We start from the raw sequence: 25,440 nt of genomic DNA, 5'->3' as shown, positions 1-25,440 counted from the left end.
CACCGACGCCCTGCAGCCATGGCTAAACTTCTACAACAACCACCGGCCCCACGGCAGCCTCGGAGGCAAGCCACCCATCAGCAGGTGCAACCAACCTACTGGCTGAGTACAGCTAGGGGCCGACGGCGGCGGGCTGGCCGGCGTCGTCGGCCAGCCCATGCTGGCCGTCGGCGGGCAACCCGCGGGCCGTGGCGAACGCCACGCCCTCCAGGAACGCCTTGGCGCGTGCGGTCTCGGGGTAAGCCTCCAGCAGCTTCCAGAAGGCTGCGTTGTGACCGGCCACGAGCAGATGCGCCAGTTCATGGAGCAGCACGTAGTCGATGACCCACTGCGGCATGGGACGGAGTTTGTCCGAAAGCCGGATGGAGCCGTCGGCGGGCGTGGCCGAACCCCAACGCGAGTTCTGGTTGCTGACCCAGCGGACCGACGTCGGCCGGGCCCTGCCACCCAGGTATGTTGCCGAGAGGTGGGCGGCGTGGCCGGCCAGGGCGGCATCCGACGAGGGGCGACGGCCCGAGCCGTTGGACTTCTTGTCGCCCTGGGTCCTGAGCTTCTCCAGCATCCGCCGCACCCATTCGGCTTCCTGGGCCCTGCTGAAGTGGGCGGGGATCGCCACAACCGCCGTGCCGTTCTCCCAGAAGGCGGCAACGGTGCGGCGCCGGCGGCCCGACCGGCGCACCACAACGGGGGCGCCGTCGTGCGTCGTCTGCGGTGTGCCGGGCATCAGAGCGTGGTGCTTTCCACCAGGACCGCCAGGACGGCTTCGCCGTACTTCTCCAGTTTGGAGGGGCCGACGCCGGCGAGGCGGGCCAGTTCCTCGAGCGACGCCGGCCGCGCCTCAGCAATCGCGGTGAGGGTTGCATCGGTGAAGACCACGAAGGCCGGAACTTCGGCCGACAACGCGACTTCCTTGCGCCACTCCCGGAGCGCGTTGAAGGTTTGCTCCTCGTAGGTGGGCGGGCATTGGCTGCAGCGGCCCACCTTCCGTTCGGCGCCGCTGGCCAGCATGCTGCCGCAGACCCGGCAGGACGCGGGCGTGGCTGCCTTCCGCTTGGGCAACGGTCCCTTGCCGCGGGCGCTGGAACTTGCCACGGAGTCGGGCCGGAGTCCGTCCAGGAAGCGTGACGGTTTCCGGTTGGCGCGGCCGCCCGGTGTCCGCGCGGTGGACCAGGACAGCGCCAGGTGCTCGCGCGCACGGGTTATGCCGACGTACAGCAGGCGGCGTTCCTCGTCCACAGCCTCCGGAGTATCGGCGAACGAAATGGGCATGAGCCCTTCGCTCAGCCCCACCAGGAACACGGCATCCCACTCCAGGCCTTTTGCGGCGTGCAGTGACGCCAGCGTGACGCCCTGCACCGTGGGCGCGTGCTGGGCCAGCGACCGCTCCTGGAGCTCGTTGACGAAGTCCGAGAGGCTGAACTGCGGGCCGCGGCTCAGCACGAGCTCATCCGCCAGGGCCACCAGGGCCGCCAGGGATTCCCAGCGCTCGCGCAGCGCGCCTCCGCTGTGGGGGGCGGCGTCCGTGTACCCCAGCGATGCAACGATGTCGCGGACGAGCTGGCCCAGCGGCTGCGGCGCGGACTCCGCGACGGCGCGGGTGGCCGCGCGCAGCTGGAGGATGGCGTCGCGCACTTCCTTGCGGGCGAAGAACCGTTCGCCACCGCGCAGCTGGTAGCCGATTCCCGCGGAGGCCAGCGCCTGCTCGTAGGCCTCGGACTGCCCGTTGGTGCGGAACAGGATGGCGATTTGGCTGGCCGGCGTGCCGGCGTCGAGCAGGCCGCGGATCTTGGCGGCGACTGTGGCAGCCTCGGCTTCGTCGTCCGAGCACTCGGTGAACTGCGGCGCCGGTCCGGCGTTCCGCTGCGCAACCAGCTTCAGCGGCGCCGCCCACGCGGCGTCCGCGGCCGGGCCTCCGCTGCGGCGGGCCGCCAGGAGGTCATTGGCCAGCTTTACCACCTGGGGCGTGGAGCGGTAGTCGCGGATCAGCTTGACCACGTTGGCGTTCGGATACAGGGCCTTGAAGCCGAGCAGATGGCGGGGGGACGCGCCGGTGAACGAATAGATGGTCTGGCTGGCATCGCCCACCACGCACAGTTCATCCCGGCCGCCCAGCCACAGCTCCAGGAGGCGTTGCTGCAGCGGGGACACGTCCTGGTACTCGTCCACGACGAAATGCCGATACTGTTCCCGGACCGTGGCGGCGACCTTCGGGTCTTCCTGGAGGATGCCCACGGTAATCAACAGGACGTCCTCGAAGTCGATGACGTTGCGGTCGGTCTTGACGTCCTCGTACGACTGGAAGACCCGGGCGACGGCGGTGAGGTCGAAGCCTCCGGGGTTGCCCCGGTCCTGGGCGTTCTCCAGATAGTTGGCCGGCGTCAGCATGGACACCTTGGCCCACTCGATCTCCGACGCCAAATCCCTTATGGACGCCCGGTCCGTGCTGAGCCGCAGCCGGCGGGCGGCCTCGGCGATCATCTGTGCTTTGTGGTCCAGAAGGTTTGGCAGTGTCCCGCCGACAGCCTGCGGCCAGAAAAACTGGAGTTGCCGAAGCGCCGCGGCGTGGAACGTCCGGGCCTGGACGTTGCCGACGCCGAGGTCACGCAGCCTGCTGCGCATTTCCGCGGCAGCACGTGCCGTGAAGGTGACCGCCAGCAGCCGCTGCGGACTGTATACCCCGGAATGCACTCCGTAGGCGATCCGGTGCGTGATGGCACGGGTCTTGCCGGTTCCGGCCCCCGCGAGAACGCAGAGCGGGCCGGTCAGGGTGCTGGCCACCTCCCGCTGTTCGGCGTCGAGGCCGCCGAGGATGCGGTCCTCCAGGGAGTCGTTGCCGTCAGGAATTTCTGTAGTCACTTCTGCTGCTCAGTCGATGGGATGGATGGGGTTGTCCCGGTCATTCGTCGGCGGGCCGGTCCTGGATAACGCCGCCGTACCAGTGTTCGATCAGCGACCGGGCGATGGACAGCCTGGTGGAAATGACAATCTCGCCGCTCAGCACAGCGTTCTGGAGTTCCTCCCGGCTGAACCACCGGGCCCGGGTGACCTCAACGCCGTCGGGCTTTGCCTCGGAGTCATCCGTGACGGCGGTGAAACCGAGCATGAGTGATGCAGGGAAGGGCCAGGACTGGGATCCGAGGTACTGGCAGGCCCTGACGCGCACGCCCACTTCCTCGCGAATTTCGCGGACCACGGCCTGTTCGAGCGACTCCCCCGGCTCCACGAAGCCGGCAAGTGTTGAGTAGTTCTTTGCATCGAGCGGGCCGCCGCCGCCAAGGAGCAGGCGCCCGTCCGGTCCTACCACGGTGACGATGATCGCGGGATCAGTCCGGGGATAGTGTTCGGAGTTGTCTTCCGGGCAGCGCCGGACCCATCCGCCGGTTTCCACGGTGGTCTGGGCGCCGCACCTGGGGCAGTGCGTGTGGCTGCCATGCCAGTTGGCGATGGCGCTGGCCTCAACGAAGAGGGCCGTATGGGTCGGGTCCAGCCGGGCGGCAACGTCGCGGAATCCTTCCCAGGTGGCGCCCGCGGGGAGTCCTGCGGTGCCGGGATCGACCGGGGCGGGCAGGATGAACAGCAGGATCTCAGTCCCTGCCGGGAGATCCGAATTCTCCAGGGCAGAGCCGAGGTAGACGATGAGCGAGGGCCCGGAATCCGCACTGCGGAGCCGGTCCAGCAGCCGGGCGGCATCGGTCAGGACGAGGGCGTCGTCATGAATGACGGCGTGCCTGCCGGACAGGACCATGGCTTGCGTGCCGCCGCGTGCCACGAGGTCTTCGACGAGGTTGGGCTTCATCCGTTCAACTGATCCGCGGTTCACCAGGGCCGGGCGCACCGGCAGCACGGTGTCGAAAAGGTGGTTGGCCGCCAAATCACCCTTGGGCAGCTGATTTTCCGGCGCCTTGCCCAACTGCTGACTGACCGGCGCAGCGGCCTCCGCATGACTCATGTATCCACCGTACTGACTCGGGGTGACAATTCACATTTCCAGGAGGCGCCGGGCGGCCCGCTTTGGACAGCGGCCGGCTCATATTTCGGCTGGATCTCAAGACTCGCCGCGACACATCGCCGTCTTGAACGCGAGTCAATCTACCGTGGAACCGTGAGAAGAGAACCGATCGAATTGGCAGCTGTGGCAACCGCGGCAGTCCCCGGACTGAGCCCGACCGCCGTGAGTTCCGCACCGGACGATCCGGCGGACTTTGATTCGGCTCTCCTGCTCGACTCCGAGGGAAAGCGCTGGCGGGTCCGTTCGCCCCGGCATGCGGAGGCGAGCACACGGCTCGAGACGGAGTTCCTGGTGCTGCGCGCCTTCGCCCCCGCCATCCGGGCGGAGCTTCCCTTCCTGATGCCCACCGTGGCCGGGACCGTCCGCCAGCAGAATCTGAGCACGTTCGTGTACTCCCACCTCAATGGCTCCACCCGCACAGTGGAGGAGTTGACTGCGGGGTCCCAGGAACTGGCCAAGGAAATCGGAACTGCCCTGGCCGCCATCCATGATTTGCCCCGTGCCCTGGTCAGCAACGCCGACCTGCCGAGCTACACCCCCAATGAGTTCCGCCAGCGCAGGCTGAACGAGCTCGACATGGCCGCAACGACGGGAAAGATTCCGCCCCTGCTTCTCCGCCGCTGGGAGCACGCCATGGAAGACGTGTCACTGTGGCGCTTCAATCCGTGCGTGGTCCACGGCGACCTTCACGAGGACAACCTGCTCGTCGACGAGGACCGGGTCACGGCCGTCACCGGCTGGACCGACCTGCGAATCGGCGACCCCGCCGACGACCTTGCCTGGCTCGTGGCATCCAACGAGCATGAGTTCGTTGAAGCCGTGGTGCGCCACTACACCGAACACCGGCGCGACGCGCCCGACAGCCATCTGCTCCGAAGGGCGGCCCTGTCCGCGGAATTCGCGTTGGCGCAGTACCTTGTCAAGGGAATTGCAGCCGCTGACGCCGAGATGATTTCCGAGGCGGAAGGCATGCTGGCCACGCTGGCGGACGACATCGCCGAGCACGGCGGGCAGCCCATCAGCGTGGAGCCCCTGCCGTCACCGGCTGCACCGGGTTCCGCAGCGCCGGACCCGGCTTCAGCCGGCCCGGTTTCGGTCGGTCCGATTCCGGTCGAGCCGGTTTCCGCCGGTCCGGTTTCCGCCGAGCTGATTGCCGCACCGGCGAACACCGACGTCTCCGAGCCGATGCCGGCCGTGCACGTCATGCCCATCCCGGCTGACGAGGACGCAACCTCCAATGCACCGGACGCTCCGGCCGCCGGGGACGTTCCGGACACCGTGGACGCGGACGGAAGCATCGACGGTGACGGAAGCGTGGACGGACAGTCCGGCCCGGACGCAGAAGACCACCCGGACGACGCCGAGGCAGCGACGCAGCCCACGCCGCTTTCCGCCGATGACACCTCCACCACAGCCATCAACATCGTCGACGCCAAGGCGCCCTGATCCGAGGACTCGAGGTCCAAGGGGCCTAAGTCCAAGGGACCTAAGGGTCAATGGTCCTAGGGTCAAGGGTGTGATTCCCACGCCTAGGGCCGCGGTGCGGCAAGGGCTGCCGCGACAATGCTCTCCAGTTCGGCCCCCGACGCCAGGTCATGGGGGCGGACCACCTGGTTGTCCGCAACGTAATAGAAAGCGGCCCGCACCTCGTCCAGCGGCACGTCCTTGAGCCGCGCCCAGGCCAGCCGATAGACAGCCAGCTGCACGCTCTTCGTTTTCAGCTGCCCGGACGACGGCCGCCTGCCGGTCTTCCAGTCCACTAGGTCCCAGCAGCCGTCGGAGTCGCGGAATACGGCGTCGATCCGTCCGCGGACCACGACTTCACCGATGCGGGTTTCGACCGGCACCTCGACGTGGGCCGGAGACCGGTGTGCCCAGGGGGATTCCCTGAACGTGGCCACCATGTCCTCAAGCCCGTAAGCCTCGTCGATGTGGTTGTCAGATCCGGGGGCTTCATCGATGTCCAGCATGCCTGCTGTTCCGAAGTACTCCTCGACCCAGGCATGGAACGCCGTGCCCTTGCGGGCTGACATCCCCGGTTCGCGCGGGACGGGTCTCCGGAGGCGCTGCAGGACAGCCCCGGGATCCTCCCCGAGGTCAACGAGCGTGGACGCGGAAATGTGCCCGGGCAGGTGGACGTCCCGGCTTTGAGCACGGCGGGCGCGGCGCTCCAGGAGCAGGGCGGCCTCCCGCGCCCAACCGGCGGCGTAGGGACGGAGCGGAGTTCGCGGCCGGTCCGCGGGATCCGGCTGCTCCGGCTCTCCCTCGAAGGCCAGCTCCCGGATGGCCGATATTTCGGTCCGCAGCCGGACCGCGGCGGAGTCCATGGCCGCTCGCCGGCCGGGAACGAGCCGGAGCCGCTTGCCGGTGCGCGGGTCAACAGGGCCCTCGAGGGGATCGTACGGCCAGACTGCGACCTCAAGGTCGCGCGTCAGGGGACTTTCGTCCGGCAGGGATTCCTCCTCCACCGAGCCGGGGTGGATCTCGGCTGCGGCGTCCTGTGCCGGACGGGCGCCTCCGGCGGTTCCGATGCCGGCGAGCGGCCCCAGCTCGGCGAGGAACGGCGACATCTCCGCCATTCCGCTGCGGCCACCGACCCACGCTCCGCTGGAAACCCAGAGGACGTGTTTGGCCCGCGTGTAGGCGACATAGGCCAGCCGCCGTTCCTCGGCTTCGCCGTGGGCCTGGACGGCGCCCTTGAAGTCCTTCTCGGCGTCCAGCCACCCCTTCTGGTCCGGCTGGTCGATATCCCATTGCGGAAGGTCGGCACGGTCGCCGCGAAGGGGCCAGGGCAGTGCAGCGGAACCGCTGCTCCACCGGGAATCACGGCTGCTCGGGAAGGCTCCGGCGTTGAGGCCCGGAACAAAGACCACGTCCCATTCGAGCCCTTTTGATGCGTGCACGGTCAACAGCTGGACAGCCTCATGGTTGACGTCTGCCGGGGGAACGTCCAGGCCGCCTTCCTCGGCGGCTGCGGCTTCGAGCCATGACAGGAATGCGAGGACGTCCACGCGGTGGGACGTTTGCAGGAATCCCGCGGCCGCGTCCTGGAACGCATCCAGGTTCCTCCGCGCCTGGTGGATGCTGAACCCGGGACGGGCTGCAACCTCGATGTCGAGCAGCATTGCTCGCTCCACCTCCCCGAGGAGCGTGGTCAGGTCCTCCCCCAGCAGTCCGCGCAGCTGCCTGAGTTCCGTGCCCAGCCTGTGCAGCCGTTCCCGGGCGGGGGCTGTCAGCGTGCGGCCGTGTGCTGACGTCCAGCCCTCCTTGGGCAGCCAGTCCAGGGCTTCAACGAGGCTGGACGCATCGGTCAGGTCACCCTCGATGACGACGCCGACGGGCGGCTCGTCCGTCCCGCCCGCGGCCGCGGCATCGGCCGCGCTCTGTCCGCGGCGCCGCGCAAGGAACGCCGACCAGTCTCGAAACGCCATGAGGTCGGCGGTGCCGATCCGCCAGCGTGCACCGGCGAGCAGCCGCATCAGGGAATCCGACCTGCCGGGGTCGGCGAGGACCCGGAGCGTCGCCACCAGGTCCACGATTTCGGGCGTGTCCAGCAGGCCGCCGAGACCCACGATTTCATAGGGAATGCCCTGGGCCTCAAACTCCCGCCGGATGCACTCCATCTGGGCGCGGCGGCGGCACAGCACTGCCATGGCCGGCGGAACAGGTGCTGCAGTTGTTGATGGCTCGAAATCGGTGACCCGGTATTTGAGCAGGTCCCGTGCGATGGCGGCGGCTTCGTCCTCGTCCGTGGCGAAGCGTCCAAGGATTACCCGGCCCTGAACTGCGGCCGGACTGGGCTGCAGCGGCGGCACCTCGACGGACGCGGCTGAAGCCCGTTCTCCGGCGGGACCCGCCTGAGCGGCAGCGGCGCTCAGCGGAGCCGAAATGACGTTGGCCGCCGCCAGGATGTTCCGCCCGTTCCGCCAGGCGGTGGTCAGGTAGGAGGTTGGGGCCGGGCTAAACCGGGCCTGCCCTTCCTCCCCGTCATCCAGCCGGACCGGGAATTCGCTGACAAAGTGGAACAGCTGGCCGGCGGACGCGCCGCGGAAGCCGTAAATGGACTGGTTGGGGTCGCCTACGGCCGTGACGGCGTGGCCGTCTCCGAACAGCCTGGAGAAGAGGACCAACTGCGCGTGCGATGTGTCCTGGAATTCGTCCAGAAGCACCACCCTGTAGCGTTGGCGTTCCATCTCCGCGGCGAGGGGAATCTCGCGGGCCACCCTGGCGGCGAGCGCCACGAGGTCGCCGAAGTCGAGGGCCCCCCGGCCCCTTTTGGCCTCGGAGTACCGGCCCACGAGCTCCGCAACGCTGGCCCGCGTGCGCAGCATGGCGCCCAGTTCACCGGCGGCCTGGCTCGGGTTCTTCTTGGTCTCTGCCACATAGGGCACCGCGTCGAATTCGGCCAGCCGCTGCATGAGCCAGTCGTGAACCTCGGCCGGGTCCTGGAGATGCTCCGCGCACTCACCGGCGAGCTGAATGACGGCCTTGACGAGCGTTGACTTGGCTACCCGGAAATGCGAATAGTCGCCGTCGAACGCCTCGACGACCTCGGTTGCCAGCTGCCAGGCCTGGGCGCCGCCCAGCAGGACGACGTCCCGTTCGATGCCGAGCCGCAGGCCGTAGTCGGACACGATGCCGCTGGCAAACGAGTGGTACGTGGAGACCTTCGGTTCCAGCGCGTCGGCGCTGAGCAGGCCGGCCGGGAACAGCGCGTTGCCGGCGTCGGCTTCCGCGATCCGCTGCAGCGACGCAAGCTTCGCCCGGATGCGGCTTGCCAGTTCACCCGCGGCTTTGCGGGTGAAGGTGACACCGAGGACTTCTTCCGGCTTTACCCAGCCGTTGGCGACCAGCCACACGACGCGGTCGGCCATGGTGGCGGTCTTGCCCGATCCCGCCCCGGCAATGACAAGCCTGGGGGTCAGCGGCGAGGAGATGATGGCCGACTGTTCGGCGGTGGGCAGGTTCTTCTCGCCGAGCAGGAGGGACAGCTCTTCGGGGCTGAACCTGGGGGCCGGGACGTCTGCGGGGCGGCTCATTCGGTAACCTGCTTGCCGCGTGCGCACAGGGGGCACACCTCCGGAAGGCGGCAGCCGTGGCCGCCGAATCCGCTTTTAGCGGGATCGTGCCTGGCTTCGAACTCGCGGCCTGACATCACGTCGGCTGCCTCCTTGACCATGTCCAGCGCCCAGTTCTCCCCCGGATCAAGGGGCTCCTGGTGCTGGACGCCCGGGCTCTTGGCGGTGGTTCCCAGCTGGGCAAGCACCGCACCGCCGGGCTGGGCGTCCCCGGTCACGCCCACGGAATTGCTGAAGCCACCGGCGAGGACCGCGGCCTGGTACGCGCCAAGCTGCGGATGGCGGCCCAGCTCAGCCTTGCCGGGCTGCCTTTTTCCTGTTTTGAGGTCCACAATCACCAGCCGTCCGCGGGAGTCAATCTCGAGCCGGTCCACCTGGCCGCGCAGGACAGCGGATCGTGGGGCGTCACCTGCGGCGCCGTCCGGCAGCGGATCAGCGGCGGTTTCGGTCAGCGGCACCTCAAAGTCCTGCTCCACGCCGACAAGGCGCCTGCCGTCGCTGCGCATGGCAAGGATGTACTGCGCCAGTTTCCGGACCATGGCTTCGGCGCGCCGGAAATCCAGCTTTCCCTCCCAGTTGTCTTTCATGCCGAGGGACGGCCACCGCTTTACGAGTTCGGCGAGGTATTCGGCCCCGGAGGCGTCAGGGAGGTCCTGGGCGATCGCGTGAACCAGCGTGCCGAGGCTTCTCGCGAAATCTGTGGCCGCTTCACCGCCTGCAGCCTGGACGAACCAGTCCAGGGGCGATTTCTGGACGGACTCCACCTTGGAGGGCGAAACGTAGACTGTCCCGCCGGGGGGCACCACCCGCTCCTCGGAGGACAGCGGGGCCAGACCCCACCAGGTATCCGGGTGCGCTCCGGGCACGGGCGGATCCGCCATGGCCAGGCGGGCCAGGACACGGACGGCCTCGTCCGATTCCGCAGCGGACCGGTCAGCAAGCTGCGCGTGCTGGCGCAGTTCGGCCACAAGTGCCCTGAGGGTCATCGGCCTCTCCACCGGCGTGAATCCCCTCGCGTCCTGGTCCGGCATGAGCGGGGCCACGTAATCCAGGAATGAAGACGGCTGTTCGTCTTCGGAAGCCACGGCCGTGCAAATCAGCACTTCCTTGGCCCGGGACACCGCGGTCGAGAAGCTCCGGAGTTCGTCGTACCGGATCTCCCTGAGCCGGCTGAGCGGACCCCGTTGGAGTGCGTACTCCACCCCGTGTTCAACGGCATCGGCGAAGAGCGTGCTCCCGAGCAGTTCCCCCCGGAGCCGGGTGTTCGGCCAGACGCCCTCCTGGAGTCCGGCAACAATGACCAACGGCCATTCCCGTCCGGCGGCGCTGGCAGGCGTCATGAGCTCGACGGCGTCGTCAACCTGCGCGCGGGCCGCGAGAGTGTCCATGGGGAGCTCCTGGTTGAGCAGGTACTCGAGGAACTGATCCGGCCCGGACCCCGGCATCTGGTCGACGTAGCGCTCGGCGGTATGGAACAGGGCCATCATGGCGTCGAGGTCGCGGTCCGCCCTGGCCCCCACGAGCCCTCCGGACAGTGCGGCGGCCGTCCAGCTTGCGGCAAGACCGGTCGAGTGCCACAGGGCCCAGAGGACGGTTTCGGCGTTGGCGCCAGGCAGGGTGGTGGCCCTCCGGCCGGCCTGGATCATCCGGGCAACGCGCCGCGCCGACCGTCCTTCAATCCCTAGGGAACCGAGGGCGCCGGGCTCGAGAAGTGCTTCCACGAGCAGTGCGTCGCTGGAGCGTCCGCCTCCGCCCAGGATCTCTTCGCGGCGCAAGGACTGGCGCAGCCTGCGCAGTTCCAGGGATGTTGCTCCGCCGATCCGGGACGTCAGCAGCGACACCGCGGATTCCGGGGTGAGGACGTCCGGATCAAGGACCACGGCGTACGCGTCCAGTAACGGACGAACGGCCACTTCGTCGCGGACAGCCGACTCCGCCACGGGAATCCGCACCGGGATTCCCTGGCCCGACAGGTAACGCTGCAGCTGGCTCAGTTGGCCGCCGTTCCGCACGATGACGGCCATGTCCGCCAGTTCACGGCCGTCGTTGACCTGGGCTTCAAGGATCCGCTGGGCAACGTACCGCAACTCATGGACAGCCGACGGCAGCAGGTGTGCCTCGACGGTCCCGCCGGAGTTGCCTGCGGGGCGGACCCGGGGGTCGCCGGTGTCGGGCCGGCGGTGGGCGTGTTCGCCGGCAGCGTCTTCAGCGGGACACTGATCGAGCCGGCGGGCCAGTTTCCCGCCCGCGCGCAGCGAGATCCGGTCCGCAACGCCAAGCCACGCCTGCGCCACGGCGGGCCGGTGCCGGTGGGCGTACCGCAGCGGCCTTTCCAGTGCGTCCTGGCCGTCCCCTCCCAGCAAGCGGGGAAGCTCGGCGACGAGGTCTGGACGGGCGCCCCTGAAGCCTTGGACAACCGTGTCCGGGGACGACGCCACGAAGACGTCCTTCCCCGCGGCGATATCGGCCAGCAGCTCAAAGACCGCGGGGTTGGCCTCGTGGATGTCGTCAACAAGTATGAGCTGGAGGCGTTCCCGTTCCGCCGCCAGGAACGCCGGCGAATCCTGGAACAGCTGCCGCGCGGCAGTGATGATCCCGGCGGGATCGAAGGCCTCGGGCATGCGCAGATCGAGGACGTCGCGGTATTCGGCATACAGGGCCGCGGCGGCGGTCCAGTCGGGGCGGCCGCATTCGTGTCCAAGGTCAGCAAGGTCCTCGGCGGTCCGGCCGGACTCGATGATCCGGTCAAAGAGCTGCCGGACTTCCTGCCGGAAGCCGCGGGTGGGCAGCGCGGCGTCGAGATCGGCAGGCCACGGCAGCCCGAGGCCGGGAAGTGCGTGACCGTCCAGCAGCTCCTTGATGATGAGGTCCTGTTCGGGACCGGAGAGGAGGCGGGGCGCCCGGGGCAGCGGCAGGATGCCTTCCGCCTTGGCGCGCCTGATCAGGTCGAAGGCATACGACGCCCAGGTGCGGGCCGGCGTGGTGCTCAGGCTCCGGTTCAGCCGTGCCGTGAACCGGTCCCGCAGGGTGTCCGCGGCCAGCCTGCCGGGCGCAAGGATGAGGATCCGTTCGGGGTCAACCGAGTGCGCCTCGACCCTGCGGACCGCCGCCTCGATGAGGACGGTCGACTTCCCGGTGCCCGGTGCGCCGGGCACCAGCACCGGTCCGGCCCCGTGCGGGACTTCGACAGCGGCGCGCTGATCCGCGGACAGCACCGGTACGGCATTGTGGACCTGGCGCGGCGGCAGAAGCCGGAGGCCGGACCCGGGGGATACCGGCGCGCCGGCGGATTGATCCTGGCGCCCGGCCGTCGCGGAGAGGGTGTGGGACTGGGTGATTGTTGCGGTCACTGAGACATTCCATCATCCGGCACTGACAATCTTGGCAGCGACGCTTCCAGCTGTTCGGAGATGGCGTCCAGGGCGGCAAAATCGGCGTCGGAGGGCGCCCACCGCGCCGCAGGCAGATCCACCCGCCAGCGGCCATCGCCCGTCCGGGCGAACCGGAGGAAATCGCCGCGCAGCGGCGTTCCCTCCCGCAGGTAGAACTGCAGGGCCTCGGCTTCCAGTCCCTCCGGCGCCAGGCCGCTGGCCCTGAGGACCCGCCACCACGGGACCGCGCTACCATAGTGGCGCATCACGGAGCCGACCTGGCGCGGACCGCCGGCTCCGAGAAGTTCGGCGACGTCCCCGTATGCCACCGCCGAGCCGGACGGAATAAGCTCAACGACAGCCAGCACCGCCTCCACATACTCCGTCCGCATCGTTCCAGACTAGCGGCCGGCCGTCGGCGCAGCGGGCCCGGCGCGCGGACTCGCCGACAGGCCCGGGGCGTGCGCCAAAACTGTCGGTGCCACCGGGTAGCGTGGAGCCATGAGCACTTGGAACACCCTCCCCCGGGCCGCCTTCGACCTCGAAACCACCGGACGCAACTCCCGCGCCGCGAGGATCGTCACGGCTTCTGTGACCCTGGTGGATGCCTCGGGAAATGTCATCCGCGAACACGAGTGGCTGGCAGACCCGGGCATTGAGATTCCGGCGGAGGCCAGCGAAGTCCACGGAATCACCACTGAGCATGCGCGAAGCCACGGCCGGCCGGCGCCGGAGGTCACCAGGGAACTCGCGGCCGTGCTGCAGGAACTTTTCGACGACGGCGTCCCGGTCATCGCTTTCAACGCCAGCTACGACTTCACCGTCCTGGCCGCCGAATCCGCTCGCTACGGCGTACCGCAGCTGAGCCGCTTTCCGGTCCTGGATCCCTACATCATGAACAAGCAGGTCGACCGCTACCGCAAGGGAAAGCGGACCCTGACGGCACTCTGCGAAGAGTACGGCGTCGACCTCGAGAACGCGCACACCTCCGCCGCCGACGCCCTGGCCACCCTTCGCATGCTCGACGCCATGGCGGGCAAGTTCCCGAAGCTCAGGCTGCCGGCCAGCCACCTGCACCAGCTGCAGGTGGACTGGGCCGTCAGCCAGGCGGCCGACTTCCAGCAGTACCTCCGCAAGACCAAGCCCGCCGCCGTCATCGAGGGCGACTGGCCGGTGCTGCCCCCGGAAGACGCCAGCCGGGGCGATTTCTAGGGGCCGCTTCCGGCAGCCTCTACAGTCCGGTTCCACCCGGCGCAGGAGGCGGCGGGCCGGCCCGCGGCAGTGTCTCCACGCGGCGGCGCTGGGACAAAGATCACAGTCCGCGGCCTAAGCCTCAGCGGACTCACAGCCCGGCAGCAATTCAGCAAGGGCGGCGCAGTCCGTCCACCACGGCCCCGCAGCACGGCCCCGTCCGCTGAGGATGCGGCAGAAAGCGCGCCATGCCGAACATTCTTCGGAAGTGGATGCAGATTCTCGGCGCTGACATAATTTAGTTCAGAAGCGCGCTTGTGCTATGCCCTGCCCAAGCCCTACCGCCTGAGGATAAATGATCACAGTTACCGACCTGCGCAAGGTCTACCGTCAGGGGAAAAAGGAAGTGGTGGCCCTCGACGGGGTATCCCTTTCGGTCCCCAAAGGCTCTATCCACGGCATCATCGGCCATTCGGGAGCCGGGAAGTCCACGCTGGTACGGTGCCTGACTCTGCTGGACCGCCCCACGTCAGGTTCGGTCAACATCGACGGCACTGAGCTCAGCTCGGTGCGCGACTCCGAAATCCGTGCGGCGCGACGCCGGATCGGCATGGTCTTCCAGCACGCCAACCTGATGGATTCCCGGACCGCGGCAGGCAACGTGGCCCATCCGCTGGAGCTGGTGAAGACACCCAAGGACCAGATCCGGGCGAAGGTGGCTGAGCTGCTCAAGCTCGTGGGGCTGGAGGGCTTCGAGAACGCCTATCCGTCACAGCTCTCCGGTGGCCAGCGCCAGCGGGTCGGCATCGCGCGCGCCCTGGCGTCCGATCCCGACGTCCTGCTGTGCGACGAGCCGACGTCCGCCCTGGACCCGGCCACCACCGATGAAATCCTGGACCTCATCCAGGACCTCACCCGGCGCCTTCAGCTCACCGTGCTCATCATCACCCACGAGATGCACGTGGTGAAGCGCGTCTGCGGCTCGGTCTCACTCCTGGCCAAGGGCCGGGTTGTCGAAGCTGGCGAACTGGCGGAGGTAGCGGCCGAACTCGACAGCAAGCTCGCCCGGGCCCTCCTTCCGCTGCCAGCCTCGGAACCGATCAAGGGTGCGCTCCAGGCCGGCCCCGTGCTGGAGATCCTCTTTTCCGGCGAAAGCGCCAAGGAACCCGTCCTCACAGGCGTCGCCCGGCACTTTGACATCGACCTGAATGTCCTCGCAGGAAGCGTGGAAACTCTGGGCGGCCAGCAGTTCGGGCACCTGCGGGTCCAGCTGGCCGACAACGTCGATCATGCCTCCGTTGTGGAGTACCTCCGCGATCGCGGGATCAGCGCGAAAGTGGTGGACGCCGCCGTCGTTCCGTCCGACCCGGATGATTTTCCGTCCGGAACGCCTGACTTCGCCGCCGAGACGGGAGACCTCAAGTGAACGAAATCTTCAGCAACCCGGTCATCGCCAAGGCCCTCCCCGAGGCGATCATTGAAACCCTGCAGATGGTGGGGATCTCGGGGTTCTTCACCGTCCTCGTCGGACTGCCGCTTGGCGTCTTCCTGCACGCCAGTGCCCCGGGCGGGCTCCGGCCCATGCCCGTGGTCAACAGGATTGTCAGCGACATCGTGGTCAACATCACGCGGTCCATCCCCTTCGCGATCCTGATGGTGGCCCTGATCCCCCTGGCCCGGCTCCTGGTGGGCACGAGCCTCGGCCCGGTGGCTGCCTCAGTCTCGCTTTCCATCGGAACCATTCCGTTCTTTGCCCGCCTCGTTGAGGCCTGTCTCCGGGATGTCCACCACGGCAAGATCGATGCCGCCCAGGTCATGGGATCCACCAGGATGCAGGTCATCAACAAGGTCATGCTGCCTGAGTCCCTGCCCGCACTCGTGGCCGCAGCAACCACCACCGTGGTGACCCTCGTGGGCTACAGCGCCATGGCCGGCCTCGTCGGCGGCGGCGGGCTGGGAAAGCTGGCCTACAACTACGGCTTCCAGCGCTTCGATGTCACAGTCATGATCGTCACGATCGTGCTGATCATCGTCCTGGTCCAGGTCATCCAGCTCACGGGTGAGTGGATCTCCCGGAGCCTCGACCACCGGTAACCAACAATCCACCGGTAACAAACACCGCCAGAAGGCGGAACACCGCCAAGACTTCACGCAGCGAGTAGCCGCTCTCTGCATCTGAACGGATCCACCGGCCACGCCGTCGGGATCCAGGCTATTTCGAAAGGAACGCATCCGATGCGTAAATCACTAACCCTCCTCGCCACCGGCATCGTCACCGCCCTGGCACTGACCGCCTGCGGCGGTTCGCCCGCGCCCAGCTCTGCAACCCAGACCCTGGATCCGGCCAAGCCCGCGACCCTCAGCGTCGGGGCCAGCCCGGTCCCGCAGGCCAAGATCCTCGAATTCATCAACCAGGACCTCGCCCCGAAGGCCGGCCTCAAGCTGGACATCAAGGAGATCGAGGACTACCAGACGCCCAACACCGCCCTGAGCGACGGCTCGCTGGACACCAACTACTACCAGCACCAGCCGTGGTTCGATGACCAGGTCAAGACCAAGGGCTACGACTTCGGCCACGGTGCCGGAGTCCACATCGAGCCGTACGCGGCCTTCTCCGAGAAGGTCAAGGACATCAAGGACATCAAGGACGGCGCCAAGGTTGCCATCACCAACGATCCCTCCAACCAGGTCCGTGCGCTCCGCGTCCTGGAAAAGGCAGGTCTGGTAAAGGACATCAAGGACGACAGCTCCGTGGTCGCACTGACCGATGCGCAGAACCCGAAGAAGCTCAAGTTCTCGGAGAACCAGCCGGAACTGCTGATCAACGACCTGAAGGACCCCTCCGTGGACCTGGCGCTGATCAACGGCAACTTCATCCTCAAGGCCGGCCTCAGCACCGACAACGCACTGGCAGTGGAGTCCACGAAGGACAACCCGTACGCCAACTTCCTGGCCTGGCGCACGGAGTCGAAGGACGACGCCCGCATCAAGAAGCTTGAGGAGCTCCTCCACTCCCCCGAGGTCAAGGCCTTCATCGAGAAGGAATGGCCCAACGGTGACGTGACTCCCGCCTTCTAGGCCGGGCAGCACAACGGCATTAAACAACTCTGGCACCCGCCGCGGCGGGTGCCAGAGTTGTTTAATGCGGGTCGCTTCGCCCTGCGGTGCAGGACTGAGGAACGACGGCGGGTCAGGCCTTCGCGGCGGCGGCAGCTTCAGCCGCGGCAGGCAGCGCTTCGAAGATCCGGTTCATGGCGGCGTCGTCGTGTGCGGCGGACAGGAACCAGGCCTCGAAGACGGACGGCGGGAGGTACACGCCGGAGTCCAGCATGGAGTGGAAGAACGGCGCGTAGCGGAAAACGTCCTGCTTCTGCGCGTCGCTGTAGTTGTGGACGCCCCGCTCCGACGTGCCGAACGCCACCGAGAACAGGTTTCCGGCGCGCTGGATCGAGTGGTCGACGCCGGCCCCGTCCAGGGCTGCGGAAAGGGCCGACGAGAGCTCGAGTGAGCGCGCGTCCACGAACGCGTAGACGTCCCGCGTGGCGTGCGTGAGGGTGGCCACGCCGGCAGCCATGGCCACCGGGTTCCCGGACAGCGTGCCCGCCTGGTAGACGGGCCCGAGGGGTGCGAGGTAGTCCATGACGTCGGCGCGGCCGCCGAGGGCCGCCGTCGGCATGCCCCCGCCGATCACCTTGCCGAAGGTGAGCAGGTCCGGGCTCCACTTCTCGGCTGCGTCCGCTGCCCCGCCCGTGAGCCCCCAGTAGCCGGAGTAGCCGGTGCGGAACCCCGTGAGGACCTCATCGATGATCAGCAGCGCGCCGTGGGCGGCCGTGATCCGGGAGAGCCCCGCGTTGAAGCCGTCGCCGGGGGTGACTACGCCCATGTTGGCCGGTGCCGCCTCGGTGATCACGGCGGCGATGTTGGGCCCGTGCTCGGCGAAGGCTGCTTCGACGGCGCCGAGGTCGTTGTAGGGCAGCACGAGCGTTTCGGCGGCAGTGGCGGCCGTGACCCCTGCCGAACCTGGCAGGGCCAGGGTTGCCACGCCGGAGCCGGCCGCGGCAAGCAGTCCGTCAAGGTGGCCGTGGTAGCAGCCCGCGAACTTGATCACGAGGTTGCGGCCGGTGAAGCCCCTGGCCAGCCGGATCGCCGTCATGGTGGCCTCCGTGCCGGTGGACACCATGCGCAGCCGCTCGACGGCGGACACCCGTTCCTTGACGATCGCCGCAAGGTTAGCTTCGTCAGGCGTCGAGGCGCCGAAGGACAGGCCGCGGTCGACGGCGGCGTGCACGGCTTCGAGGACGGCCGGGTGGGCGTGGCCGAGCAGTGCCGGGCCCCAGGAGCAGACGAGGTCAACGTATTCGTTGCCGTCGGCGTCGGTCAGGTACGGACCCTTGGCCGAGACCATGAACCGGGGCGTGCCGCCCACCGATCCGAAGGCGCGGACCGGGGAATTGACGCCGCCTGGCATGAGCTGGCGGGCGCGGTCAAAGAGTTCCTCGTTGCGAGGCATGCTGGAGGTCATGGTTCCTATTCTTTCAGTCGGCGGGCCGCGGCCCGGACAGCAGCTCGGCCACCCGGGGTGCCACTACGGTGCCGAACAGTTCGATGCAGCGCATCATGGAGCTGTGGGGAAGGGTCCCGTTGCTGTATTTGAGGTCGAAGCGGTCAACGCCCAGGTTCCGTTTGAGCAGGGCGATCTTCTGCGCCACCGTCTCGGGTGAGCCCACGTAGAGGGCACCCTCCGGGCCGCACATGGCGTCGAATTCCCCCCGGTTGCCGGGACCCCAGCCGCGCTCGGCCCCGATCCGGTTCCGCTGCGCGAGCCAGTGCGGGAAGAGTTCTTCGCGGGCTGCCTCGTCGGTGTCGGCGATGAACCCCGGCGAATGGGTGGCGATCTGCTGCATGGGGTGCCCGTACTTGGCCATCGCCTCGCGGTACAGGTTGACCAGCGGGGCAAAGGCGCGGGGCTGGCCGCCGATGATGGCGAAGATGATGGGATAGCCGTACTCCGCGCAGCGCAGCACCGACTCCGGCGTGCCGCCGACGCCGATCCAGGTGGGAAGCAGGTGGTGTTCCAGGGGCGGGAAGACGCTCAGCCCGGTCAAGGGCGGCCGCGTGCGGCCCTCCCAGTGGACGGGCTTCTGCGCGCGCACCTTGTCGAAGAGCCCGAGCTTCTCCTCGAACAGGACCTCGTAGTCCGCCAGGTCGAGGCCGAACAGCGGAAAAGATTCGATGAACGAGCCGCGGCCCAGCATGACTTCCGCGCGGCCGCCGGAGAGTGCGTCCACAGTGGAGAACCGCTGGAAGACCCGGACGGGATCGTCCGAGCTCAGCACGGTGACAGCGGAACCGAGCCTGATCCGCGAGGTCCGGGTTGCGGCGCCGGCAAGGAACACCTCAGGAGCGGACACTGCGAAGTCGCGGCGGTGGTGCTCCCCCACGCCGAAGGCATGGAGCCCGACGGCGTCCGCCAGGACGGCCTGCTCGAGCACCTCGCGCAGCACCTGGGCATGCGGCGTCGGCTCACCGTCGCTCCCGACGCCGACGTCACCGAACGTGTTCAGGCCCAGGTGGATCTCGTCCGGCCCCACCGGGGCAGTGGGCGACGCTGCGGTTGGTGATGCGGCGGACTCCGGCATCAGGACTCCTTCAGCCAGCCGGCGAGCTCACTCGCCCAGTATGTGAGGACCATATTGGCTCCGGCGCGGCGGATGCCCAGGACCGATTCGGTGATGGCTGCACGGCGGTCGATCCAGCCGTTGGCGGCCGCCGCCTCGATCATGGCGTACTCACCGGAGATCTGGTAGGCGGCCACCGGGACGGGGCTCATGTCGGCGACGTCGGCCAGGACGTCGAGGTAGCTCATGGCCGGCTTGACCATCACCATGTCCGCCCCTTCGGCGAGATCCAGCTCCACTTCCTGGATGGCTTCCCGCCGGTTGGCGGCGTCCATCTGGTAGGTCCGGCGGTCCCCCTTCAGCTGCGAATCGACGGCTTCCCGGAACGGGCCGTAGAACGCGGAGGCGTACTTGGCGGCGTACGCGATGACCGCGGTGTTCACGTGGCCGGCGTCCTCGAGCGCGTCGCGGATGACGCCGATCTGGCCGTCCATCATTCCGGAGGGTCCCAGCACGTGCGCGCCGGCGTCGGCCTGTGCCACCGCCATCCTTGCGTAGATGTCCAGGGTGGCGTCGTTGTCCACATAGCCGTCGCTGTCCAGGACGCCGCAGTGTCCGTGGTCCGTGAACTCGTCCAGGCAAACGTCGCTCATCACCACGAGTTCGTCGCCGACCTCGGCCCGGACATCGCGGATGGCCTTGTTCAGCACGCCGTCGGGGTCCAGGGATGCCGTTCCCTCGGCGTCCCGGACGGCCGGTATGCCGAACAGCATGATGCCGCCGACGCCGAGTTCCACGGCTTCCGCGGCGGCCCGCTTGAGCGTCTCCGTGGTGTGCTGGACCACGCCCGGCATGGAGGCGATCGGGTTTGGTTCCGTCAGGCCTTCCCGGATGAACGCGGGCAGGATCAGCTCCGCGGGAGCGAGCCTGTTCTCGGCAGTGAGCCTGCGCATAGCGGGGGTGGTGCGGAGCCGCCGTGGGCGGTGCTGCGGAAAACTCATGTCCTGTCCTTCACTGGGTGCCTGGTGCTGATGAATGGATGTCTGGGGACCCGCTATGGGAACGGGTGCCGGCGGCCGGGGCTTTGTCCGGTTCGGGGTGCAGTGCACGGATGACTGCGTCCACGAGGCCGTCCGGCGTGGCTTCACGCGCTGTGGCCGCCACCGTCAGGCCCCGGCCTTCTGCCTCGGCAGCCGTTGCTTTTCCGATCGCCACGAACCGGCAGGCCCCCAGCGGGGCGAGCTCGGCGGAAATGCGGCGCGCAGCGCTCGGCGAAGCGGCGACGACGGCGGCCACGCCGCCGGACGCTACCGCTCCTTTGGCGGCGTCGGGTGTGAGCACCGGCAAGCTGCCGCTCCCGGCACCGGTGTTCATGGCGGACGACGCGAGGCGGCGGTCCCGCGCGGCCGGATAGTCCACCGTGTGATAGGCCACCACGGTCCGGACCCGGGCGCCCTTCGCCTCGAGCCCCCGTGCCAGGGCGGGAGCCGCGATGTCAGCCTGCGGCAGCAGGACGTCACAGGGTCCGCCCGGCCACTCGGCCGCCAGCCCGGCGGCCGAGTGCCCCCGCTTGGGGACAAAATGCACGGTGATCCCGGCGGACTGCAGGGCGTCCAGGGTCGCCGGCCCCACTGCTGCCACGCGGGTTGACTGCGGAATCCACCCGCTGAGGGCCACAGTTCGCGCCGCGGCTGTCTCTGCAAGCGCCAGGACGGTGGTGGCGCTGCTGACCACGAGCCACGCGAAACGCCCTGCACCCAAGGCGTCGAAAGCGTCATCGAGGGCGTCTTGGTCCCTGGCACGTTCGACGTCGGTGAGCGGCAGCAGGAGCGGTTCGGCTCCGGCCAGCCGGAGTTCCGCCGCGAGCGTTTCCGCGCGGTCCGGGTTCCGCGTGATGAGGATGCGGGCCCCCTCGAGCGGGCGCCGCGCGCCTGGAAGTCCGGCGGGGTTGCCTTCCGGACCCTGCCGGTTCACCTGTCCCATGAGCCGATGGCCGCCGACGGTCAGGACGCAGTCAGGTCAGCGATATCCGCAGCGCCCGCGGCCAGGAGAACCTCGGCGAGTTCGATCCCCAGCAGGGTCGCGCCCACTTCGGTCAGGCCGTCGGTGGCCCGCTTGTCACGCACGGACGCGGTGCCGTCCACTGCGCACACTACGGCTTCCAGGTGGAGCATGCTGCCCTTCCGGTAGGCGTATGCACCCACGGGAGCGGCGCAGCCGGCTTCGAGCCGGGCCAGCAGCGCCCGTTCGGCGGTGACCGCGAGCCGGGTGTCGGGATCGTCCAGCGCTGACAGGGCCTGCGCGAGCACGCCCTGCGAGCCTTCGGTGGAACCGGCCCGGCGCGGGGCGTCGGCCGTGCGGCATTCAATGGCCAGCGATCCCTGGCCCGCGGCCGGAAGCATGATGTCCGTCTCGAGGAACTCGGTGACCGTGTCCAGCCGGCTGATGCGTTCGAGGCCCGCGGCAGCCAGTACCACGGCGTCAAGGTCGCACGATTTTCCGTCCACCACGGCCTCGGTCGTGTTGCCAGGCAGCCCTGGAACCCGGCCGAGCCTGGTGTCCACGTTGCCGCGGATATCCACGATGTCCAGGTCGGGACGGACGGCGCGGAGCTGCGCCGCCCGGCGCGGCGAGCCGGTGCCCACCCGCGCGCCCTTCGGAAGATCGGCCAGCTTGAACCCGTCGCGGGCGCACAGGACGTCGCGGACGTCCACGCGGCGGGGGGTTGCGGCGAGAGTCAGCCCCGCGGCCGAGCCCGTGGGCAGGTCCTTGAGCGAATGCACGGCAACATCGCACTCGGTGCGGAGCAGCGCGTCGCGGAGCGCCGCCACGAAAACGCCGGTGCCGCCCATCTGGGACAGCGACCCGGTAAGGACATCGCCGTCGGTCCTGATGTGCACGAGCTCCACCGGGAAGCCCCCGACGGCGGCCAGCAGGTCCGCCGTCTGCTGCGTCTGGGTCAGTGCGAGTTTGCTCGCGCGGGTTCCGATCCGGACCGTCATCGGGCGTCCTCTCCCCCTGCCGGGTAGGCGTCGTGACCGGCGCCCACCGTGGTGTCCGCGCCGGCAATCGTGGGCTTCTCGCCCCGGAAATTGGCGCAGCAGCCGGGACGGCAGACGTCGTACCAGGGGCCCAGGTCGGTGGCCGCCGGGCGGTCACTGATGTTGTTGGCGACCGTGCGTTCGCAGATCAGGTCCACGAGCCCTTCAACGAAGCGGCGGTGTGTTCCGGGCGTCGGCACGCGGGTTGCGGCCAGTCCCAGTTCGCGGCACGTCTCCAGCGCTTCGGTGTCAAGATCCCAGACCACTTCCATGTGGTCGCTGACGAAGCCGAGGGGCACAATCACGATGCCCTTGACGCCCTGCTTGGACAGGTCCGCGATGGCGTCATTGATGTCCGGTTCAAGCCAAGGCACGTGGGGGGCGCCGGACCGTGACTGGTACACGAGGGACCAGGGAGCCGCGAGTCCGGATTCGGCTTCCACCCGCCGCATGACCTCTCCGCCGGTGGCCAGGTGCTGGGCCACGTACGCGGAGTCCTCGGCGAACTGGCGGGGCTCGTCGGCCGACCGTCCGGCCGCCTCGGCGTCGCGGGTGGGAATGGAGTGCGTTGCGAACAGGACGTGCACGGGCGCATCCGGGTTTCCGGCGGCAGCCAGCTGCGCACGGACGTCGGCTATTCCCGCCGCGGTGCCTTCGATGAAGGGTTCCACGAAGCCCGGGTGGTCGAAGTACTGGCGGACCTTGTCCACTTCCAGCCGGCCGTCCAGGCCCGTTTCGGTGAGCGCCATGCCGATGTCCTCGCGGTACTGGCGGCAGCTGGAGTAGCAGGAGTAGGCGCTCGTGGTGACCATGAGCAGCTTGCGGTGCCCGGCGTCGTAAGCGTCCTGGAGAGTCTGCGGGATGTAGGGATCCCAGTTCCGGTTGCCCCACAGCACCGGCATCGCTATGCCCCGCGCAGCGAGCTCGGCCTCAAGGGCCGCCTTGAGCTCCCGGTTCTGCTGGTTGATCGGGCTGATGCCGCCGTTGGCGCGGTAATGGTGCGAGACCTCTTCAAGCCGTTCGTCGGGGATGCCGCGGCCGCGTGTGACGTTGCGGAGGAACGGGATGACGTCTTCCTGGCCCTCGGGACCGCCGAAGGAGGCGAGCAGCACGGCGTCGTACTCCTTGGGGGCCATCCTGCCTGCCTCGGTCACGGGGTTCACCGCCGCCGCAGGGTCCTGCGGATTCAGCGGACTCATGCCAGGACCTCGGCAATCTCCCCGGCGGTGATCCGGCGGCCCGTGTAGAACGGAATCTCCTCGCGGACGTGGTTGCGGGCCTCGGTGGAGCGGAGGTGGCGCATCAGGTCCACCAGGTCAACGAGTTCGGGGGCCTCGAGGCCGAGGATCCATTCCCAGTCGCCGAGCGCGAAAGAGGAAACCGTGTTGGAAATGACCTGGGGGAAGTCGCGGCCCAGCATGCCGTGGTCGCGCAGCATCTGGCCACGCTCGTCCTCCGGCAGGAGGTACCACTCGTAGGACCGGACGAAGGGGTACACGCAAAGCCATTCCGCCGGCTCGACGCCGCGGGAAAAGGCCGGGGTGTGGTTCTTGGCGAACTCCGCTTCACGGTGGACGCCCATGGCCGACCACACCAGGTCGGTTCCCGCGAAGAGCTTGCTGCGGCGGATGTCGCGGATGGCTTGCTGGAGGGCCTCGGGCCTTGGCCCGTGAAGCCAGACCATGACGTCGGCGTCGGCCCGCATGGCGGAGACGTCGTAGCTTCCGCGATGGGTCACTCCGCCCTCGGCCAGGCGCGCAATCAAGGCGTCGAAATCGTCGGCAGCATCAGCGCTGCGGAGGACCTCGGCGGAGCGCTTGAATACGGTCCAGAGGGTGAAGAACTGCTCGGCTGATTCTTCGGTTTTAGTGACAGATTCGGCAGGAGTGTGGCTCATGGATACCATACTGCCCCTTCCATGCGTCCAAGTCGAAAAACTCCACTTCTACAGAGCGTAGAAGTGGGGCATTTCACAGGGACCGGCGGATTCTGACCACGGCAATGCCGGCCGCGCCCGCCAGGACCAGCAGTCCGGCACCCCACCAGACCAGCGGCGAGACCGCGCCGCCGGGCGCCGCAGCGAGAACGGCACTCTCAGCAGGCCCGCGGGTGCTGTACAGCGAGTCGGCGGAAGCCACGTTCATCGGGCCGGACAAGCCCGCCGAGCCCCATACCCCGGACGCGATTCCAGGGACGGAGCGTCCCCCGAAGCCAGGGGCAGAGGACAGCGCCGAGAGGTCCGCAACCGAACCGGCCCCGCCGGATCGCCGGGGGCCGGCAGCGGGGCCGCCGGTGGCCCCGCCTGCCGGGGTGGCGCCTGCCCCGGGGGATGCCGCGGCAGGCGCTGCTGCCGTCTGGCTTGCGCCGGAGGGCAGCGGCTGGGCCGCGCCGGAGCCTGCAGCTTGCGCCGTACCGCCCTGACTGGCGGCTGGCGAAGGGGCCGGACCGGAGGACGCCGGTGCGGGGACGGGCGCCGAGGTCCCGGATGGCGAGACGGCCGGCGACGGCGCGGGCGCCGATGGCACGGGCACCGTTACCGACGGGAGCGTCGGCGTCGGGAGCGTGGGCGAGGGCAGGGAAGGGGAAGGGGAAGGAACCGAGGGCACCGGAGCGGCGGGCGAAGGCTTGGCAGTGGCAGTGGCGGTGGCCGTGGCCGTGGCCGTTGGGGCCTGCGTCCGCAGAGCGGCGGCCGCCCAAGCGCCGAGGTCGGCCACACCCGGGACGCCGGCAGTCAGGCCTGTTGCCGCCGAGGTGCCGCCGTCCGGCTCCGCCGGCGAGTCGGGCGTAAGAGCGTTGGATGCAGGTACCCCTGCGAATATGACCAGCACCGCTCCGAGCGCAGCTGCTGCCGTGCCGCGCCGAAGACCCCCATGGAAACCAGTCAGCGTACGAAAGTTATCGGACTTCTGAATGACCATACTTAGAGACCCTAGACAGAAAATCGCACGGGGGAAAACTTGCGGACAGGCCCGCCAGCAGGTATCGCGGGCGGCCTGAAAGCGGACGGGATGGCGCCAGAATCCCCCCGTTACCTTTTTCGTAGCCCGTTCCTGTTGCAGGATGAGGGTGTGCTGGCCTGCCGCCCCCGGCATGATTGCCGCCCCCAGTCGTCAATGATCCGGGGGGTGTTGT

At 68.6% G+C, this 25,440-nt stretch carries 20 protein-coding genes; 6 read left to right on the top strand and 14 right to left on the bottom strand.

Going from position 1 to position 25,440, the window contains the following annotated elements; all coding sequences use genetic code 11:
- The coding region (locus tag ABFP37_RS21840) for an integrase core domain-containing protein (RefSeq protein ID WP_347034936.1) at positions 1-106 on the top strand (106 nt) is incomplete at its 5' end.
- A gap of 6 nt (positions 107-112) precedes the next feature.
- On the opposite strand, the gene ABFP37_RS21835 is transcribed toward ABFP37_RS21840, so the two are convergent.
- The 3 genes from ABFP37_RS21835 to nudC are packed head-to-tail and all read right to left on the bottom strand — an operon-like array spanning position 113 to position 3,949.
- Complete coding sequence (locus ABFP37_RS21835) at positions 113-724, bottom strand: M48 family metallopeptidase (protein WP_078028056.1); 612 nt, start codon at positions 722-724, stop codon at positions 113-115.
- Complete coding sequence (locus ABFP37_RS21830) at positions 724-2,856, bottom strand: ATP-dependent DNA helicase UvrD2 (RefSeq protein WP_347034933.1); 2,133 nt, start codon at positions 2,854-2,856, stop codon at positions 724-726. Before ABFP37_RS21830 ends, ABFP37_RS21835 begins: the two co-directional genes overlap by 1 nt.
- Before the next feature lie 40 nt (positions 2,857-2,896).
- Positions 2,897-3,949 (bottom strand): NAD(+) diphosphatase, encoded by a 1,053-nt coding sequence (gene nudC / locus ABFP37_RS21825; RefSeq protein WP_347034932.1) that lies wholly within the window; start codon positions 3,947-3,949, stop codon positions 2,897-2,899.
- Between the two features lie 153 nt (positions 3,950-4,102).
- Here nudC and ABFP37_RS21820 point away from each other — a divergent pair, with 153 nt between their 5' ends.
- The gene (locus ABFP37_RS21820; protein WP_347034931.1) at positions 4,103-5,455 is read left to right on the top strand and encodes a phosphotransferase; all 1,353 of its coding nucleotides are present in this window, start codon (positions 4,103-4,105) and stop codon (positions 5,453-5,455) included.
- A gap of 83 nt (positions 5,456-5,538) precedes the next feature.
- Here ABFP37_RS21820 and ABFP37_RS21815 read toward each other — a convergent pair whose 3' ends face one another.
- From ABFP37_RS21815 to ABFP37_RS21805, 3 genes are read right to left on the bottom strand one after another with little or no spacing between them, the layout of a single operon-like run.
- Positions 5,539-9,048 carry an ATP-dependent DNA helicase gene (locus ABFP37_RS21815; RefSeq protein ID WP_347034930.1) on the bottom strand — a complete coding sequence of 1,170 codons (3,510 nt, stop codon included), beginning with the start codon at positions 9,046-9,048 and terminating at the stop codon, positions 5,539-5,541.
- Positions 9,045-12,437 (bottom strand): ATP-dependent DNA helicase, encoded by a 3,393-nt coding sequence (locus tag ABFP37_RS21810; RefSeq protein ID WP_347034929.1) that lies wholly within the window; start codon positions 12,435-12,437, stop codon positions 9,045-9,047. The genes ABFP37_RS21815 and ABFP37_RS21810 overlap by 4 nt, the downstream gene beginning before the upstream one ends.
- Positions 12,434-12,850 (bottom strand): MGMT family protein, encoded by a 417-nt coding sequence (locus tag ABFP37_RS21805; protein WP_347034928.1) that lies wholly within the window; start codon positions 12,848-12,850, stop codon positions 12,434-12,436. The genes ABFP37_RS21810 and ABFP37_RS21805 overlap by 4 nt, the downstream gene beginning before the upstream one ends.
- Positions 12,851-12,959: 109 nt before the next feature.
- Here ABFP37_RS21805 and ABFP37_RS21800 point away from each other — a divergent pair, with 109 nt between their 5' ends.
- The 4 genes from ABFP37_RS21800 (at position 12,960) to ABFP37_RS21785 (ending at position 16,727) form a co-directional block, all read left to right on the top strand.
- Positions 12,960-13,670 carry a 3'-5' exonuclease gene (locus ABFP37_RS21800; protein WP_078028063.1) on the top strand — a complete coding sequence of 237 codons (711 nt, stop codon included), beginning with the start codon at positions 12,960-12,962 and terminating at the stop codon, positions 13,668-13,670.
- Between the two features lie 334 nt (positions 13,671-14,004).
- Entirely contained in the window at positions 14,005-15,075 is a 1,071-nt protein-coding gene (locus ABFP37_RS21795; protein ID WP_078028064.1) for an ATP-binding cassette domain-containing protein, read from the top strand.
- A 5-nt stretch (positions 15,076-15,080) separates the two neighbouring features.
- Positions 15,081-15,743 (top strand): methionine ABC transporter permease, encoded by a 663-nt coding sequence (locus ABFP37_RS21790; RefSeq protein ID WP_347034935.1) that lies wholly within the window; start codon positions 15,081-15,083, stop codon positions 15,741-15,743.
- A 141-nt stretch (positions 15,744-15,884) separates the two neighbouring features.
- On the top strand, positions 15,885-16,727 hold the full coding sequence (locus ABFP37_RS21785) for a MetQ/NlpA family ABC transporter substrate-binding protein (protein WP_078028066.1): 843 nt from the start codon (positions 15,885-15,887) through the stop codon (positions 16,725-16,727).
- A gap of 112 nt (positions 16,728-16,839) precedes the next feature.
- On the opposite strand, the gene hemL is transcribed toward ABFP37_RS21785, so the two are convergent.
- The 8 genes from hemL to ABFP37_RS21745 form a co-directional block, all read right to left on the bottom strand.
- Complete coding sequence (hemL, locus tag ABFP37_RS21780) at positions 16,840-18,159, bottom strand: glutamate-1-semialdehyde 2,1-aminomutase (RefSeq protein ID WP_347034934.1); 1,320 nt, start codon at positions 18,157-18,159, stop codon at positions 16,840-16,842.
- Between the two features lie 25 nt (positions 18,160-18,184).
- Positions 18,185-19,288, bottom strand: coding sequence for an LLM class flavin-dependent oxidoreductase (locus ABFP37_RS21775; protein ID WP_078028068.1), 1,104 nt, complete (start codon positions 19,286-19,288; stop codon positions 18,185-18,187).
- Positions 19,288-20,268: a porphobilinogen synthase gene (gene hemB, locus ABFP37_RS21770; protein ID WP_078028069.1), complete on the bottom strand. Its 981-nt coding sequence runs from the start codon at positions 20,266-20,268 to the stop codon at positions 19,288-19,290. The genes ABFP37_RS21775 and hemB overlap by 1 nt, the downstream gene beginning before the upstream one ends.
- A gap of 10 nt (positions 20,269-20,278) precedes the next feature.
- Positions 20,279-21,250 (bottom strand): uroporphyrinogen-III synthase, encoded by a 972-nt coding sequence (locus ABFP37_RS21765; protein WP_078028070.1) that lies wholly within the window; start codon positions 21,248-21,250, stop codon positions 20,279-20,281.
- Positions 21,251-21,270: 20 nt separating this feature from the next.
- The gene (gene hemC / locus ABFP37_RS21760) at positions 21,271-22,269 is read right to left on the bottom strand and encodes a hydroxymethylbilane synthase (protein WP_347034927.1); all 999 of its coding nucleotides are present in this window, start codon (positions 22,267-22,269) and stop codon (positions 21,271-21,273) included.
- The gene (locus ABFP37_RS21755; protein WP_347034926.1) at positions 22,266-23,507 is read right to left on the bottom strand and encodes a ferrochelatase; all 1,242 of its coding nucleotides are present in this window, start codon (positions 23,505-23,507) and stop codon (positions 22,266-22,268) included. The genes hemC and ABFP37_RS21755 overlap by 4 nt, the downstream gene beginning before the upstream one ends.
- Positions 23,504-24,205 carry a hydrogen peroxide-dependent heme synthase gene (hemQ, locus tag ABFP37_RS21750; RefSeq protein WP_078028203.1) on the bottom strand — a complete coding sequence of 234 codons (702 nt, stop codon included), beginning with the start codon at positions 24,203-24,205 and terminating at the stop codon, positions 23,504-23,506. Before hemQ ends, ABFP37_RS21755 begins: the two co-directional genes overlap by 4 nt.
- Positions 24,206-24,278: 73 nt before the next feature.
- Positions 24,279-25,226 (bottom strand): hypothetical protein, encoded by a 948-nt coding sequence (locus tag ABFP37_RS21745; protein ID WP_347034925.1) that lies wholly within the window; start codon positions 25,224-25,226, stop codon positions 24,279-24,281.
- Between the last annotated feature and the right edge of the window lie 214 nt (positions 25,227-25,440).

Origin of the sequence: Burkholderia sp. RS01, from assembly GCF_039748055.1 — a bacterium.
Taxonomy (GTDB): domain Bacteria; phylum Actinomycetota; class Actinomycetes; order Actinomycetales; family Micrococcaceae; genus Arthrobacter.
The sequence above is the reverse complement of the archived record's forward strand: the minus strand, read 5'-3'. Positions and strand labels throughout refer to the sequence as shown.

Coding starts and splice junctions, on each gene's coding strand:
- ABFP37_RS21745 (WP_347034925.1), bottom strand. CDS start 25,226: ATGGTCATTCAGAAGTCCGATAACTTTCGTACGCTGACTGGTTTCCAT.
- ABFP37_RS21765 (WP_078028070.1), bottom strand. CDS start 21,250: ATGGGACAGGTGAACCGGCAGGGTCCGGAAGGCAACCCCGCCGGACTT.
- ABFP37_RS21755 (WP_347034926.1), bottom strand. CDS start 23,507: ATGAGTCCGCTGAATCCGCAGGACCCTGCGGCGGCGGTGAACCCCGTG.
- ABFP37_RS21815 (WP_347034930.1), bottom strand. CDS start 9,048: ATGAGCCGCCCCGCAGACGTCCCGGCCCCCAGGTTCAGCCCCGAAGAG.
- ABFP37_RS21795 (WP_078028064.1), top strand. CDS start 14,005: ATGATCACAGTTACCGACCTGCGCAAGGTCTACCGTCAGGGGAAAAAG.
- hemC (WP_347034927.1), bottom strand. CDS start 22,269: ATGACGGTCCGGATCGGAACCCGCGCGAGCAAACTCGCACTGACCCAG.
- ABFP37_RS21775 (WP_078028068.1), bottom strand. CDS start 19,288: ATGCCGGAGTCCGCCGCATCACCAACCGCAGCGTCGCCCACTGCCCCG.
- hemB (WP_078028069.1), bottom strand. CDS start 20,268: ATGAGTTTTCCGCAGCACCGCCCACGGCGGCTCCGCACCACCCCCGCT.
- ABFP37_RS21785 (WP_078028066.1), top strand. CDS start 15,885: ATGCGTAAATCACTAACCCTCCTCGCCACCGGCATCGTCACCGCCCTG.
- hemL (WP_347034934.1), bottom strand. CDS start 18,159: ATGCCTCGCAACGAGGAACTCTTTGACCGCGCCCGCCAGCTCATGCCA.
- nudC (WP_347034932.1), bottom strand. CDS start 3,949: ATGAGTCATGCGGAGGCCGCTGCGCCGGTCAGTCAGCAGTTGGGCAAG.
- hemQ (WP_078028203.1), bottom strand. CDS start 24,205: ATGAGCCACACTCCTGCCGAATCTGTCACTAAAACCGAAGAATCAGCC.
- ABFP37_RS21800 (WP_078028063.1), top strand. CDS start 12,960: ATGAGCACTTGGAACACCCTCCCCCGGGCCGCCTTCGACCTCGAAACC.
- ABFP37_RS21805 (WP_347034928.1), bottom strand. CDS start 12,850: ATGCGGACGGAGTATGTGGAGGCGGTGCTGGCTGTCGTTGAGCTTATT.
- ABFP37_RS21835 (WP_078028056.1), bottom strand. CDS start 724: ATGCCCGGCACACCGCAGACGACGCACGACGGCGCCCCCGTTGTGGTG.